Origin of the sequence: Bacteroides sp. OM05-12 (assembly GCF_003438995.1) — a bacterium.
Taxonomy (GTDB): Bacteria; Bacteroidota; Bacteroidia; order Bacteroidales; family Bacteroidaceae; genus Bacteroides.
Genome location: NZ_QSUN01000004.1, coordinates 218,318 through 235,693, shown reverse-complemented (window position 1 = coordinate 235,693; position 17,376 = coordinate 218,318). Strand labels below are relative to the sequence as shown.

General features: G+C 35.0%; 8 protein-coding genes. 6 read left to right on the top strand and 2 right to left on the bottom strand.

Annotation, left to right across the window (positions count from 1 at the left end):
- Positions 1-3: 3 nt before the first annotated feature.
- The gene (locus DXB63_RS05595; protein WP_122125409.1) at positions 4-3,723 is read right to left on the bottom strand and encodes a leucine-rich repeat protein; all 3,720 of its coding nucleotides are present in this window, start codon (positions 3,721-3,723) and stop codon (positions 4-6) included.
- 289 nt (positions 3,724-4,012) lie between these two features.
- Between DXB63_RS05595 and DXB63_RS05590 the strand changes: the two genes are divergently transcribed.
- A complete protein-coding gene (locus DXB63_RS05590; protein ID WP_122125408.1) occupies positions 4,013-5,113 on the top strand; it encodes a hypothetical protein in 1,101 nt (366 codons plus the stop codon).
- Between the two features lie 5 nt (positions 5,114-5,118).
- The gene (locus DXB63_RS05585) at positions 5,119-7,215 is read left to right on the top strand and encodes a beta-galactosidase (protein ID WP_122125407.1); all 2,097 of its coding nucleotides are present in this window, start codon (positions 5,119-5,121) and stop codon (positions 7,213-7,215) included.
- Positions 7,216-7,270: 55 nt separating this feature from the next.
- On the opposite strand, the gene DXB63_RS05580 is transcribed toward DXB63_RS05585, so the two are convergent.
- Positions 7,271-8,647 carry a hypothetical protein gene (locus DXB63_RS05580; RefSeq protein ID WP_122125406.1) on the bottom strand — a complete coding sequence of 459 codons (1,377 nt, stop codon included), beginning with the start codon at positions 8,645-8,647 and terminating at the stop codon, positions 7,271-7,273.
- 532 nt (positions 8,648-9,179) lie between these two features.
- Here DXB63_RS05580 and DXB63_RS05575 point away from each other — a divergent pair.
- The 4 genes from DXB63_RS05575 (at position 9,180) to DXB63_RS05560 (ending at position 17,360) form a co-directional block, all read left to right on the top strand.
- Positions 9,180-12,365 carry a TonB-dependent receptor gene (locus tag DXB63_RS05575; protein ID WP_158563642.1) on the top strand — a complete coding sequence of 1,062 codons (3,186 nt, stop codon included), beginning with the start codon at positions 9,180-9,182 and terminating at the stop codon, positions 12,363-12,365.
- Positions 12,366-12,386: 21 nt separating this feature from the next.
- Positions 12,387-14,237 carry a RagB/SusD family nutrient uptake outer membrane protein gene (locus DXB63_RS05570; RefSeq protein WP_122125404.1) on the top strand — a complete coding sequence of 617 codons (1,851 nt, stop codon included), beginning with the start codon at positions 12,387-12,389 and terminating at the stop codon, positions 14,235-14,237.
- Between the two features lie 59 nt (positions 14,238-14,296).
- Complete coding sequence (locus tag DXB63_RS05565; protein ID WP_122125403.1) at positions 14,297-15,319, top strand: sugar-binding protein; 1,023 nt, start codon at positions 14,297-14,299, stop codon at positions 15,317-15,319.
- Positions 15,320-15,407: 88 nt separating this feature from the next.
- Positions 15,408-17,360: an NPCBM/NEW2 domain-containing protein gene (locus DXB63_RS05560; RefSeq protein ID WP_122125402.1), complete on the top strand. Its 1,953-nt coding sequence runs from the start codon at positions 15,408-15,410 to the stop codon at positions 17,358-17,360.
- The last annotated feature ends 16 nt before the right edge of the window (positions 17,361-17,376 follow it).

The following is a 17,376-nucleotide window of genomic DNA, read 5'->3' as shown; positions in this document are numbered from 1 at the left end:
TGATTACTTGATAACAACTTTTTGATTATTAATCAGATAAATGCCTTTGGCAATTCCTGTAATCGTATTTTCTCCGATAGCTAATTCTGCGACCTTGATAATGCGTCCGTCTATTGAATATACATTGATTGATTGTGCATTATCTGCCTGGATATAAATTACGTCATTTACAGCGTAGATCTTTAATTTATCTGTTGCTTGCCCATTTAATTCTGTTGTACCGCCATTATCATTATGTGTTACCGTTAATTTGCGAATTGTATTGTCTTCTGTTGATAAGTAGGCGCGGAAAGCTGTGATATATGAGTTTTCGGCACCTTTTGCAAATTCGGACCCGTCGGATTGTAATAAATAGTAGGCAGTAACATTGTCTGTATATCTGAAATTCCCGTTCAAAGTATAACCTTCAGAGGTAGGGGAACTAGCAATTGTTGTTTCAGGAACAGAGGAACCTTTAAAAGTAATAGTTCCCGTTTCCTGTGTAAGTTTTACGATATATGGGACATTTGCTTCCAGTTCATTAGTGTTGATCGTTATGAAATTAAGACTGGCTTTATCTCCTTCGACGGTTACTTTATCAAAAGCCTCAAATTCCAGCCCGTCGAGTTCATTGTGATTTATCGGAGTAAACGGCAAGCAAATAGAGGCAAACTTCCCAACAGCTGTATTACTGAAATCGCGTGAATAAGAAATATTTCCTGTAAACTCATGCGTATTATTGAAGCTGTTATTTCTAATATCATTACTTGTTTCGGAGAGTATGATGTTGTCACTTGTGTAAGTAGTTCCATCTTTGATGATAATATTTTGTCCTTCGTTGCCTGTGACACCCTCATTCACATAAATCAGACAATTTGGGTTTAAGTTGGCGATGACCGGAACTTGTGTGAGTTCGGCAACATCTGTCAAATCAATTGTAGTAAGCTCGGCAGCATTTGCCTGAACAAATTCATTGAAAACAGATTCATCCCATTTTCCAGAGAATATAGCGTCAATATTGTCTCCAATATTTTCTAGCGTACCAAGTTCTTTATATGTCGCTGTAATTTCTACATCACTTGCCGGCATAATAAATGTTGTGGTAGGATTGGTTGCATCAGCGAAAACAACACCTTCGGTTGTGGTTGTCCATTTGTCGAATTTCATTCCGGCCGGAATTTGAGCTTCAATAGTTACTACATCATTTGTGAAAGAAATATCAGAAGCGATGGACGATTGAACAGAAGCAGCTGTTGCTGTAATATTATAGAATGCAATGAAATTTTCAGCGGGAAATGCTTTATATCCTTCTGCGATTCCGTTTACCCAATTTGATGTTTTATATGCATTTAAAGAGTTTGCCGGAACATAAATTTGAGTATTGACTTTATTATCTCTCCAACCTACACCATTAAAAGTTACTTTTCCGATTGTCGGTACGTTTTCTGCACGACATATGAGAATATCCAAATTGCTGTTGCCTGTGAAGCCTTCATTCTGTATATCTTCGATTGATGCCGGAAGATCTACTATTTCTAATTTTGCATTTTTGAAACATAATCCTCCAATTGTACTAAGATTATTTCCTTTAAAGATGGCTGTGGTTATAGATGTGTTTTCAAAAGAATTGCCCTTCAATGTTTTTAATGAGGCTGGAAATTCTACAGATTCCAATGATGTTAAACCTTTAAAAACAGAACTACCAATTTCTATTACTCCTTCTGTGAAGATTACGCTTTTAAGTGTCGTTGCCTGTGCAAGGCTAAGAGCTACAGTATTTATTAAATTGCCATCAATGATCAACTTTTCTTTTCCAAATTTAGGGGGACATAATACGAATGTTTTCGTCTCTTTTTCGTATAGTATTCCATCAACAGAACCCCATGTGGGATTTCCGTCTTCTACATAAATTGCCTCAAGATTGTTGGAACCCGGTGCAATTAAGTTATAACGACCAGCAGTTTGTAGTGCTGTTGTTTGAGAAGATAGGGTTAATCTCTTTAAATATTGGTTATCCGCAAATGCACTATTCATTATTTTCAGATTGTCAGTTGATTTTTCCGGATTTGGAATTGTATATTCTTCATTCATTTTTCCGCAAGGATATAGCTGTAATTCAGTTCCCCAATAATTGAAAACGACTCCATCTATTATTTTTATCCCGTTTTGGTTGCTTGTATTCTTTGATGTAAAACCGATGATACCCTGAGTGTTAGCAAAACGGCTATTAGCTACATTACCATTGTTTAATGAGGCTGGAAGTTCAATAATACCTTCTAAAGAACAATTAGAAAAAGCACCTCCGCCAATATTTACTAATTGTGCAGGTAACTTAATCGTTTTAATTGTTTTGTTTCCATTAAAGGCATTAGCCGGAATGGTCGTATTGGAAAGTTTCTCAATATTTAGTTCTTCAAGTTTGGACATTTGATTTATTATGGCAAAATCACTGTCATTTAATGGAGCTCCATCAGATATAATTGTGAGTCTTGTTATACTTTGTAATGTTTCAGAATCAAACCAGTCTGAAATGTTCTGTTTCTCTGTTGTTAAAGTTACGACTTCGCCTATCTCAACGTAGAAATTAGCCTTTATGTTTACTTCGTTATTAGGCATAACAAATGTTGTTGTGTTATTATTAGTAGTAAACGTGACATCCTCTGATTCCCAATTTAGAAAATCACCATTATTTGCTGTAATCGTTATTATCGAACCGACCATTGCTTCTGTAACCTTTGTCCCATTTATAGATGCTTCACCTCCCTCTATGTTAATAGCCTTTGGAGTATCTTCGTTGTAGATAGCTGTTATAACAATATCTTTTTGAGGCATAGTAAATACTGTTGTAGGGCTATTGATGTCTGTAAAGGTTACTTCAGGTACAGATTTCCATTCTTTGAAAGTTTTATTGAGGATTGTTTCCGCTTTTACAGTTACACTAGATCCTGGGATAGCGACATTTCCTTGTTGACTGCTGGCACCATTTACGAGTGTAATATTTTGGTATGCAACAAACTGTTCCGGAGTAAAATAAGGAGAGAATATTTCACTGGCTTTATAGGCTTCAAGATAGTCGGTTGGGACTCCAATCTTTATATCTGTATTAGGAGTAAAAGCATCTTTTCCTATTTGGCTTGGAATATTTCCCTTAAAAATGATTTGTTTTAGATTTGTACAACCATTGAATGTGCTGATCTCAATGTTGTTAACTTTATCTATGTAGGTATCTAGAGTTGTAGGCAGAATTATAACTTCTAGATTTTTTGTGTTTTGAAAAGCATATCTGCCAATTGATCTTACGCCTTCCGGTATAATTAGTATTCCGGAAATTGAGCTATTTAAAAGAGCATTTCTATCAATAGATTCTAATAAATTAGGTAAGATTAATTGGGAAATCGTGGTATTATTGGCTAATCTTCCAGGGAAAATATTATTTTTTTTATTGTTTGCTGATTCTACTAGTGCCTCTGATAAATCTAAATATGTGAGACTACTCATTGTATTTAAAAAACTAAAATCATCAGGCCCAAGATAGATAGAATTCTCGCATTTGATTTTTAAATTAGTAATATTTGCTATCTCTTCATCATTATATGTTTGCAACAATGCTTTTTTAATACTTTGAAATTCAGAGTCTCTCTCTGTAATAGTTATTGTGACTTGTTGGGCCGTTATGTAGCCTCCACAAAATAAGAGTATAAATACTCCTATGTAATGTTTTAAAAGTGAAGATAAGTTTTTCATAATGTAGAAATTTTAAAGTTATAGTTATATGTTACTTCGTATTGTCAATTTGCGGTTGCAATATTCTGAAAGCAAAAATAGATGTTATAAAGCCAAACAGTAGGAAGAAAATAGATATAAAGTTGAGACAAAGTGCAGACAAAGTTGGATTAAAAGACTTAATTATGTATGTAACTGTCTGTAAACCAGTTGTAACTAGTTGATGGTGTTGGTGTATATCCGGCATTTCACTCTTTTAAATACTATATTTTATATGTACCTTTGGTTATGACAAACAAAGAATAATATTATGATTTTACATCGGAAAATAGTTTTATTGATAGGATTTTTGTTATATGCTTATTCACTTTTAGCAAAAGATCATATCCTGACTTTAGGAAATCCGGAAGGGAAATATTTGTCTATGGATTTGCTTGGAGGTGCTTTTATTGATTTTCGATTGTCCAAGCAATCGGATAATCCCTACTCTTGGTATCTTCCGACTAATGAAATGCCGGAGAATAATAGGCAAGGTGCACGTTTCCAAGGACATTTTATGTGTTTGGGTAGATGGGGAGCACCTACAAATGGAGAAATGAAGGCACATATTCCTCATAATGGCGAAGCTGGGAATAAGTTGTGGAAATTAATTTTATCGAAAGGAGATTCAGTATTGATTATCCGTTCCAATGCATCTTTGGATGGAATAAAGGTAGAGCGGAAAGTTCAATTTGATAAAGAAAATGCTGTTTTTAAAGTGACGGATAACGTTGAAAGTACGTTTACGGTAGGTAGGTTATTTAATATTGTACAACATGCTACTCTTGGTTCTCCTTTCTTGGCAGTATCTACTATCATTGATAGTAATGCATCTCAAGGTTTTATGCAACACTTATCGTATCCTGATCCTCATAAATATGAATATAAATGGCCTACGGCCATAATTGATACATTAGGCAGCAGGATTGATTTAACAAGAACAGATACACGGCAAAGTTATGTGTCGACACACCTATTTAATGATAGTATCGGTTGGGTTACGGCTGCAAATCCACAGAATGGTTTACTTATAGGTTATATTTGGCAGACAAAAGAATATCCTTGGCTTAATCTTTGGCATGAAATGAAGAACGGTAAACCGTGGGCTAAAGGACTGGAGTTTGGGACAACAGGAATAGGTCTTTCTTACCAGGATTTGTTGGCTTATGATACAAGGTTTCATGGAGTCAACTCTTTCATTTATTTAGATGCATTGGAACATTTTGAGAAGACTTTTATTTGTTTTCAAGTTCACATTCCTCATGATTTTATTGGAATATCCCGAATAAAAATGGAACAAGGAAGGATTATATTAATAGAAAAGGATTCTAATCGTAAGATAACTGTTAGTCATCATTATAATTTGAAATAGTAATTATGGAAAGAAAGATTCTCTCATTTTTGATTATAGGCTTCATTTGCCTGGATATATTTTCGCAAGATTTGATTCATTCACAGGAGAATTCTCTTATGCCGGTAGGTGCATACTATTATCCTGAACATTGGTCTGAGAAACAATGGGAACGGGATATAAAGAGAATAGCAGAATTGGGGTTTGGCTTTACTCATTTTGCCGAATTTGCTTGGTCTCGTTTAGAACCGAAAGAGGGACAATTTGATTTCACATGGTTGGATAGATGTGTTGCATTAGCCGATAAGTATAGTTTAAAGGTAATCATGTGTACGCCTTCACCAACCCCTCCGGCATGGTTGACAGAAAAGCATCCGGAAATCTTGATAGTTACGGAAGATGGATTTCAAGTGAAACATGGTATGCGTTTAAATGTAAATGGTATGAATCCTATTTATCAGTATTATGTAAAACGTATCATAGAGAAAATGGCGGAACACTATGGGAGTTCTTCTGTTATTTGTGGATGGCAACTTGATAATGAACCGCATTATGAGGGCCTTTATGACTATTCTCCGTTTGTAAAAGGACAATTTCAAAGATGGTTGAAAAATAAATATACTACTATTGAGAATTTGAATAAAGCATGGGGAGCAGCTTTTTGGAGCTATGAGTTTAATGATTTTGAACAGATAGACTTACCAAATCCTAAAGAACATAACAACAATCCACACGCAAAGATTGACTTTAAGAGATATTCGGCTGATGCGATTGCTGCTGCACTTCGTTTTCAGTCTGAAGTGTTGAGAAATAAAATATCATCCAAACAGTGGATTACAACTAACTTTGCGTACTATAAGTTTTTACCTTCTGTCGATTTGTTTAGAAGTCGTCAAGATTTGGATTTTGCTTCACATACAATGTATTTGTTAAGTACAAGTTTAGATTATCCAAAAGGAAATTTGGCAAATCGTTTAGGAAGTGGCATGGAACTATCTTTTTCAAGTGAATTAGCTCGCTCGATAAAAGGATATACAGGTATTATGGAATTGCAACCGGGACAAATTGATTGGGGAGCTTGGAACTCGCAACCATTGCCCGGTGCTGTGAGGATGTGGATATGGCATAGTTTTGGATTAGGGGATAAGTTTGTATGTACCTATCGCTTTCGTCAACCATTATTCGGCGCAGAGCAATTTCATAAGGGAATAATGGAACCGGATGGCGTAACTCTTTCTCCCGGAGGAGAAGAATTCGTTACGGCAATTAAGGAGATTAAGAAATTATCTCTCGAAGCGGAGAGGAAGAGCGAAATTCCAATAGAGTTACAGTCGCGTTCTACAGCTTTTTTATGGAAACAAGATAATTTAATGTCTTTAGAAACCGTTAAATTGACACAGCAATGGGATACTTGGGAACATTATTACACATACTATCAGAAATTGAAAACGATGGGTGTCCCTATTACTTTCATCCAGGAATCTGATAACTTTGATGTGATAAAATATCCATTTATGATTGCTCCCGCCTATGAGATGGTAGATAATGAGTTGATTTTGAAATGGAAAAAGTATGTAGAAGATGGCGGGCATTTGATATTAACTACTCGTAGCGGTATGAAAGATAATAATTCACATCTTTGGGAGGCTCTTTTGCAGCAACCTATATGGGAATTAATTGGAGCTAAAGTTGATTGTTTTGATCAATTATCTCCGGACGAAGAAGCTAATGTCTTTTTTGATGGTGGAGATTATACTTGGAATGTTTGGGGAGATCAACTTTCTCCCTTTCCGGGAACTAAAATTTGGGGTGTTTATTCAGATCAATATTATAAAGGTAAACCTTGTATTATTAAAAAAAGCTTGGGAAAGGGGGCTGTATATTATATAGGAGTAATTTCTAAGAATAAAGATTTGGAGAAACGGATACTTCGAAAGATTTATCAAGAGAATAATGCAATTATTTTAGATTTACCGGATTACTTCTTTGTTGAATATAGGGATGGCTATTGGGTTGCGGTCAATTATACATCGGAAGCAGTAAATGCACCCATTAAAGATAGGGATATAATTGTCTTAGGTACAAAACTAGTTCCTCCAGGGGGTGTTGTTGTGTGGAAATAAGTTATGGAAGTCTGAGTACGTAAGGACAGCAAGTCTTTAAGTACTCAGTGATTTATTATTCAGATTTTCTAAAATATTTCTCGTAAACAAGTTCATTCTTATCATTTCTTACCTTTACATAATCTACTGCTCCGCATCCTTTGAAACGTAATGTTAATTCATTTGCTGACCCTAGGCTCTGATTATAATTCATTTGATTTACGACCTTATCATCCAAATAGAAATTTGTGTTTTTATCTTTTACTTCAATTTTCATAACATGCCATTGCTCTGGGTTGAAGTTAAGACGGCTAAGATCATGTTGATCTCCCATAATTGTATTTTCACTGCTAATGAATTTGAGGTACGAGTAACAATTTTCGTTTAGAGCAAATCCGTGTAGACCGGTATCGGAAAATATATACATCATGATGTCGTTGCAAGGAACTCCGTTATCTTCTGTTGTAGAATTACGAACCCGTGCTTCGAAAATGAAGTTATCCCCATCTATAATACTATCTTGATAATAAGTATAGCTGACGAAGAGTTTATCTGTAATAGCATCTTTAGGTATTTCTTTTAAAGGCAGGGTAAGATAATTATTATCTGTATTAGTGCAATTAAAAGGTAGGGAGAGATAGTAGTCACTTCTTTCTTCTTTCAAGTAAACAGACCAACCTGGTGTACGTGACTCTACTTCAACGCTATTTATTACTTTTCCTTTATAAATTAATTGGCATAGCCCTTTACCGGGGTAAATGAAAGAAGCGTATATTTCCTGTTTATCTTTTGATAATTTACGTTTGGAACGGTCACCATTGGCTTCAATACACATTATATACATACTGTCTATCAATTGTTCGGGAATGTTGTATTCTATTTTGGTTGTGAATGGTGATGCGCCTTTGGTCGTTACAGATTTAAAAATAATTGAAGACAATAATTTATCTTCATACTTCTGCTTAAAAGTGTTCCAATAACTGTAAGTGAAGAAAAGAATAACTCCTAGAATTACTAAAATGACACTGATTTTAGAATATTTCTTGGCTGGAAAATGTTTTAATGGAGATACCTTTGGAGTCGTTTCTTCTTTTTTATCATCTGTGTTCTCATTAATTAAAGTTGTATTATCTTCATGCTCTTCTTTTTTTGCAATGCTTGAATTGTCATTAGTGGGTGCCTGTGTCTTTTTGATAATAAATTCTGCATAACTTGCATAGCCGAGAAACATACATAAAGCATTGTAAGTTGCAACTTGTGGGTTGGAAGTCTTTTGTTGAAAGAAACGTTTTAATGTGTTAGCATTGATTCGCATATTTGATGCCTCATAGATTAAATCTTCAAGCATCTTAAATTCCGTTAGTCCCCATGAATCAGAGTTTCCCCATGATTGCAAACGGATATTATATTCTTCAATAATGTTTTTTGTATAATCTTTTTTAGAAGTCGTCATTTCTTAATTATATATTTAAAAAAGATTCAAATCCGTACATTAAAAAATCTTTTTAATATGAATGTCTTTAATACATGTTCACAAATATACCGGATTTATTTGAGAAGGCAAATAATCATAATCTTTTTTTCTAGTGAGCATATCTTTTTTATAGTTTACTTTAGATTTAACCTTTTTTCTATCTTTAAATTATATTGTAAAATATATATTTGCCGGGTGTATTAAAGGATAAATATTTTTGTTGGTTGAAGAATAAAAAAAGATTTAGATGTTGCTTAATTAATAAAATATTAGCTATAAGGTGTTCTACATGCTTTTATCCCAGTTTTATTCCATTTTTGTCTTTATTTTGTCTTTGTTTTGATGCCTGCGGATGGAGTTTACCGCTTTATCTTTGCACGTATTCGTTAACAGTATAAAATTATTGACATTCTTTTAATTCTGCTAGATTAGTGATAATGAATATTAATTTAATAATATGGAAAACTATTTCAGGAAATTAATTCTTTTCCTTACCGTAATAATATATGGTATGGATTTTGTAAATGCCCAATCTTCTGTTTTAAAGGGTATTGTGACCTCTAGTCAAGGTGAACCTCTTATTGGGGTAAGTATTGTATTAAAAGATGGTAACTTGACAATGGCTACGGGGACAGTTACCGATATTGATGGGAATTTCTCAATCAATGTTCCTTTAAAGTCAAATCTATCATTTAGTTATATTGGTTATAAAACAAAGAATATAGTTGTTGATAATTATAACTATCTGAAAGTGATATTGACTGAAGATGCTGAGACGTTAGACGAAGTGGTGGTTATTGGTTATGGTACAGTGAAGAAGAGTGATCTGACAGGTGCTGTATCTTCTGTAAAAGCTTCGGAACTTAGTAATACTCCTGCTGCAGGTATTGAAGTTGCATTGCAGGGGAAGGTTCCTGGGGTGTTCATTTCGAAGAAAAGTGGTAAGCCAGGTGAAACTGCGGATATCAAAATTCGTGGTGTTGGTTCATTTAATGGCAGTGGACCTTTATGGATTATTGATGGTGTAGCTCAAAGTCCGGGTACTGAATTTAATATGAATGATGCCGAATCCGTTGAGATATTGCGAGATGCTTCTGCTGCTGCAATTTATGGTGCCGCTGCGGCGAATGGTGTAGTTATAGTAACGACAAAAAGAGGAAAGAAGGGAGAAGGTAAAATAAGTTTTAATGCTTATGTTGGATTTAATAATCCTACAAACCTTCCGGATATGCTTAATTCACAACAATTAAAACGTTTAAAAATTGAAGATTGGAACGGTCATGGTAAAATGACAGATGCGGATATGCACAATTATCCGCTCTATCCGCTTGTTATCAATGGCGAATCAACAACTAAGAATGCATATGCATATGGACTGGATTATGAACCTACTAATACTGATTATAACTGGAAGGATCAAATCTTTTCTCAAGGATTGACTCAAAATTATGATTTGTCTTTTACTAAAGGTACGGACGACTATAATTATTATGCATCATTTAATTATTATAATGAAAAAGGGACTTATGTAGATACTGATTTTAAACGTTACTCTTTCCGTTTGAATTCAGATGTAAAGGTTACTAAATGGTTATCTTTTGGAGAATCATTACAATTGACATATACAGAAGATAATCCAAATTCAAATGCTGATTATTTGAATAATTATATGCGTACTCTTCCTTTTATGATGCCTTATGATGCAACAAATCAACCGGGAGGTTACGGATATTTTCCAAAAACAAACGCCGATGGTTCTACTATAATTGATCCGATTACAGGTAGTCCGACTACAATCAAAGAAATGTTGGAGGGTTATGATGGGAGTAATTTATTGGCAGATGAATTATCTACGCATATTAAAAATGATAAGTTCAATTTAAATGGGAATGTATTTGTTAAGATCCAACCAATAAAAGATTTTTCTATTACTGCGACTTTTGCTGGTGGTGTTGGTATGGGAAGTGCTCATGTTGAGCGTGAAAAATATCAGTATCATGCTCAGAAAAAGCAGATGACTGCTTCTGTTTCACAAAATTTGGATCGTGGTTATGGATTCACAGGACAAATAGTAGCAAATTATAATAAAGTATTTAATGAAAAACATTCACTTGCCATAATGTTGGGTGCTGAAGGTCAGAAATCTTATGGAACTAAATTGAATGCGTATGCTGCCAATATGTTAGGAGATATCTATCAAATATCTTTGGCTGATCCGGAAAATAGAACGATCCAAGACGGCTATAGTAACAATGCATCTTTATCTTATTTTGGACGTGTAAATTATAGTTATAAAGATAAATACTTGTTTATGGCATTGGTCAGACGGGATGGATACGATCGTTTCGGACCTAAAAATCGTTGGGGGACATTTCCTTCATTTTCTGCTGCATGGAGAATTAGTGATGAGAAATTTATTACTGAAAGACATTGGGATTGGTTGTCCGGTTTGAAAGTACGTGCATCTTGGGGTGTATTGGGTAATTCTGGAATTCCTCAATTCTTATATACTTCGAATTATATCACTCCTTATGCTAATTATACGCTTGGTTCCGGTCAGAATTCAGTAACAGGTATAAGACTAGACTATTTGGCGAATGAGAACATTAAGTGGGAGGAAATCTCAACGACAAATATTGGTTTAGACGTTGCTTTGTTAAGGAATGCATTGACATTCTCATTTGATTGGTATGTTAAGAATACTACGGATGCATTATTTAAAAGTACTTTACCGAGTATGGTTGGTATGGGAAAAGGCGAGAACATAACCCAGACTCCTCCTTATACAATGAATGTTGGTAAAATTAGAAATATAGGATGTGATTTCGAAATTACTTATCGTAATAACATAGGAAAGGATTTCAATTATTCAATTAATGGAAACTTGGGATTCTTTAAAAATGAAGTTTTAGGGACGAATGAGACAAATGATATTTTGATCTCGGGGAGCGTTTTACGTGGTGGAGCAAATGTTTCCTATACACAAAAAGGATTGCCGATGGGGACATTCTTTGGGTATGATGCCATAGGTGTATTCCAAACACAAGAAGAAGTTGATGCTTATAATCAGAAAGCTAAAGATTTAGGTTGGAATGCTTACCAGGAAACAGGCACTGGTCTCGGTGATTTAATTTTTAGAGATACTAATGGCGATGGACATATAGATTCGAAAGATATAACGAATGTGGGGGATCCTTGGCCGGACTTCACTTATGGTATTAATCTAAGTTGTAATTATAAGTTTTTAGATTTTAGTGTGTTTTTTCAAGGAGTACAGGGGAATGAGATTTTTAATGATTTCAGGACTAAGACACATACATTCTTTGCTGATTATAATACAACAACTTATGCACTGAATCGTTGGACCGGACCTGGAAGCACCAATAAAAATTTTAGAATGAGTTCTGCTGACCCTAATCAAAATGAAGGAAAGGCTTCATCTTGGTATATTGAAGATGGTTCTTATCTAAGAATGAAGAATATTCAATTGGGAGTTAGTTTGCCTAAGAAATGGTTAGATAAAACTTTTATCTCAAAATGTCGATTCTATGTTTCGGGACAAAATCTTTTGACATTTACAAAATATGAGGGGTTTGATCCGGAATTCGCAACTAATAGTAATACGGCTTACGGTATTGATTCAGGTATTTATCCTCAGAGCAAGTCTGTATTGTGTGGTGTTCAAATTGATTTTTAATTTACTAAAATCTTAGTTTAAATGAAAGCATATATTAAGATAACAACATTGGCTATTCTTTTGGGTCTTTCTGTTTCGTGTGAAGACTTTTTAGATATCGAAAATTATAGCGGGATACCTGCTGATGATTTTATTATGTCTGTAGATAATGCTCAGTCTGCTGTAAATGGAGCTTATTCTGGATTATACGGATTGAATTTGTTCCGTGCAAGAATTTATTATTATTTAGATTTCGCAACAAATGAGTTGGAATATAGAGCTGCTGATGAAGTTCTTAAACCATTAGTGAATTTTGGCTATTTTGATGGTTCCATTTGGGTGGCAACTTATTGGAAGAACTTATATTCGTTAGTTGCTTCATCCAATGATGCTTGTTCAAAAATATACCGGTTGCGTAACAGTGGCACTTTGGTAGAGTCAGAAAATCAACAATTAGATCAAATGATTGGAGAATGTAATTTTCTACGTGGTTTAGGATATTTTTACCTGACTCGTTCTTTTGGTGATAAGCTGCCTTCACATCCTGAATATAAACCGGAAGAATTAGGTGTACCTATCGTGGATACTTTGGTCGTTTCTAAAGATCAATTATTGAAATCCCGTAATACTTTAGGAGAATGTTGGGGTGAAATTATTAAAGATTTTGAAACCGCTTATAATTTGCTTCCGGCTTCATGGAATGCAGAAAAACTTGGTGCTGTTACTAAAGGTGCTGCGGCTGGTTATTTGGGACAGGTTTATATGTATTTGAAAGAGTATGATAAAGCTAAAGATTGGTTTGAGAAATCAATGGCTATTGGTGGCTATCAATTAGCTGAGAAGTACGCATGGAATTTCGATATTGATCATGAAAATAATTCAGAATCAATCTTTGAAGTCCAATTTCAAACAATTACATCGGATATAGTATTAGCTTCATATATGTGGAGAAGTTTTGGACCGGATCCAAAACATTGGGGTACTGTTAATGTATCACAACAGTATGTAGATAAGTTTAGTGGCGGTTTTTTGTTGGAACAGATTACCTATGATGATATTATTGCGCATCCGGAGAATTATATAAAACTGAAGAACCCTCGTAGGGCTTTGACTTTGGTAGCAGAAAAAGCTTATAATCAAACTGTAGGTCAAAGATATACTACACGAAACGATTTTTTTAGCTCTTATACAGGAAATTGGGATGAATTGGCAGTAGAGATTAATGAGCAAATGAAAGCAGAAGGTATACGTAATTTTGATATAAAAGAAGATGATGTATATTGGGGGACGATAGATAGTAAATATGTAAAAGTAATTTCTACTGCAGCAGAAAAGGATAATGATCCGCGTATGTATGATTCTTTCTATGTCCCGAATAGGGATAGTCTTTCCAATCACTGGGATGGTCGAGATACTTATACATATACTACTAATTATTATGGATTTAAGAAGTATATACCTTATAATTCAGTAGATAGTTGGACAGCAGAAGGTTTACCGGGTTTTGATGGCTTCAATTCTATTAATCAGCGTGTTTTCCGTTTAGGGGACATGTACCTTCAATATGCAGAAGCGTGCTATCGTTGTGGTGATGAGTCTAAAGCAATTGAATATATGAATAAAGTAAGAAGACGTGCATGGGGGTATGCTATTGACGTTCCATCATTGGTTGATTTTACTTCGGGCGATTTTATGACTGCTTTAGTTTCCGAAAGAGAAAAAGAACTCTGTTTGGAAGGTCATTTGTGGTTTGATTATTTACGTTTGAATTTGGCGGAAGAACTGTGTAAATCACGTGGCTTTGATCCTATGAAACATCATCGTTTGCCAATTCCTTTATCTGAACGGCAAATTGTAGGCATGGATGTTTTGTTGCAAAATAGTGGATATTAATAAATTATTTTTCGGGGTGTAATGCCCCGGTATATTGTTTAATTTTAAATAATAAAATTATGAAAAGTAAAAGTACTTTTGTTGTATTAACAGCAATGTTATTAGGTTTATCTAATTATTCTATGGCTCAGGACCCGACTTATTTCGAGGATTATAAAACAATGGATATTTATAAGACGGATGCTGAGATTACGATAGATGGAGTTGATAATGAAGATATTTGGTCTTCTAGTGATGTTATAGAGCAGACAGCCGATAGAATTTTGGCTAATAATCCGGGAGAAGGTGAAAACCCGACAGGCTATGCTCTTTCGTATAAAGCAGTATATGATAATGACTATTTGTATTTGTTTATTAAAGTAAAGGATAATACTTATATTCCTTATGATAAAGAGCAGATGACAGGTGATACTAATGTTGACAATATAGAATTATATTTTAGCCCGATAGACGAACGGGGATCTGCTGATGTTTCTTATTTACCGGGTTTAAAGCCGGATCTAAGTGAATCTCAATTACGTATTTCTGTTGGGAGTGACAGTTATGCATCCGGTACCGGATATGTGAAAGAGAATATTATAGATGGTAAAATCTCCGGTTATAAGTATGTGACTAAACAAGTAGAAGGAGGTTATAATGTTGAAGTAATGTTAAGCTGGGATATTGTAATTTCCGATGACTACTATGATGATAAACTTGTTGAAGGTCAAAAGATATTTTTTGATTTGGAAGGAGCTGATTGTGTAGACTATGCAAATGGTCGTAAAGTAATCTTGGGTTGGTCTGGTGATGATTTCTTTGCCTGGAAACGTAATTCAAAATATGGGGAGATGAACTTTAAGGGAATGGCAGCAACAAGTATTTCTACAAAAGAAATTGCTGAAATTAAATATCTTTTTGCTAATGATGAGTTGACATTAACAGGTGTTGATATTAACACTGACGTTACTATTTATGATTTGAGTGGGCGTAAGGTTGCAACAACAAATTATAGGGGCACTCCTATTAATTTAGGAAATTTGATCTCCGGAGTATACTTGGTACAGGTGAAAGATGCTGAAAACTTTAAAATTATAAAATAGTCTATTGCTAATTTTGGGGCAGGAGTAGTTATATATCCTGCCCTATTAAATAAGATATGGGCATTATTCTTTCTTTAATAATTGTACTATGAAATTCTTACCTCTATTTTCTTTATTCATTTTGTTATTTTTCTCTTGTACCAAGTCGAGAACAGTTTGGTTAGATGAACTTGATTTGTCCAATGCAGATCAAGCAACGGGAATTACTCGTGCAAATCAATCAATGTGGAGAACGCCATTAGTGATAGCGTCGGATACATTTGCACGTGGAATTGGAACTCATGCTTTCGGTGTGATAAGGGTACAACTTGATGGAAAAACAAATTTTTTTGAAGCACTAGTGGGAGTTGATGATTCAGCACCGGAAGGTGAGTTAAAACAGAGTTCGGTTGAATTTGTTGTGATTGGTGATGGTCATATTTTATGGCGTAGTGGGATTATGCACGGTGGGGATAAGGCGAAAAGAGTAACTGTTTCTCTTAAAGGAATAAGTTCTCTTATCCTCCGTACAGATCATGCAGGAGATGGAATTGTTGGAGATCGTGCAGATTGGGTGAATGCAAAATTTGAATTTGTAGGTAAAGCTCCTTATACGGTACAGAGAAAACGTGAGGCAGATTACATACGAACGCCCAAAGCTCCCGTTATTCCTCTCATTAATGCACCTTATAGATATGGTGCCTGTCCCGGAAATTCTATTTTATTTACGATTCCGGTTTCAGGAGAGCGACCGATGAACTTTACTATTGCTGATTTACCTTCAGGCTTATCACTTGATTCATCAACGGGTATTGTTACTGGTAAAATAGATGTAGCAGGTGTTTACAACATGAAGGTGACGGCTACGAATGTCCATGGAACGGATTGTAGAGAAATTATTTTCGAAATTGGTGATAAGTTAGCGTTGACTCCTCCAATGGGATGGAATAGTTGGAACGTTTTTGGCGCTGATATCAGTGATGAGAAGATACGTAAAATGGCCGATGCAATGGTCGACTTAGGCTTGACTAATTATGGATATGCTTATATCAATATAGATGATGGCTGGCAAGGACAGCGTGGTGGTAAATATAATGCGGTTATGCCAAATGAAAAATTTCCGGATATGAAAGCCTTGGTTGATTATGTTCATAGTAAAGGTTTGAAAATAGGTATTTATTCGTCTCCGTGGGTGCAAACATTTGCCGGTTATGTTGGAGGAAGTGCGGATACTCCGGATGGAAAAGTTATTAATTCATCTCGTAGGGTAGGAAAATATTCTTTTACTAAAAATGATGTAAAACAATGGGCTGAATGGGGATTTGATTATTTGAAATATGATTGGGTAACAAATGATATAGAGAATACAACGGAAATGGCGCGACAATTAAAGAAGTCGGGTAGGGATATTGTGTTTACAATATCTAATGCGGCACCTTTTGAACTTGCCGAAGATTGGGCCGATTTGACAAATGCGTGGAGAACGACGGGGGATATATATGATTCCTGGTGTAGTATGGCTACTATTGGATTTCTGCAAAATAAATGGCAACCTTACGCGGCTCCCGGTTCTTGGAATGATCCGGATATGTTAATTGTCGGTAAAGTGGGCTGGGGAGACAGTATACGTACGACCCGTCTCTCTCCGGATGAACAATATGTACATATGTCTTTATGGAGTATTTTGTCTGCACCACTGTTAGTTGGTTGTGATTTGAGCTTGATGGATGATTTTACATTGAGTCTGTTGACTAATAGGGAAGTTCTTGAAATTAATCAGGATATAGCCGGAATACAAGGTGGTCGTGTCTATAAGGATGATGATAAAATGATAGATATATTTTCAAAACCATTAAATGACGGGAATCTGGCTGTTGGATTATTTAATTTGGGAGAGGAAGCACAACATATATCTGTGAAATGGGATGATCTTCATTTGAAAGGTAAGCAAATTGTTCGTGATTTATGGAAGCAAGAAGATTTGGGAATATTTGATTCGGAATTTTCGTCATTGGTTCCATCTCATGGCGTAGTATTTGTGAAAATTGTGCCTGTTAAATAGTAAAAGAAGATAAAGA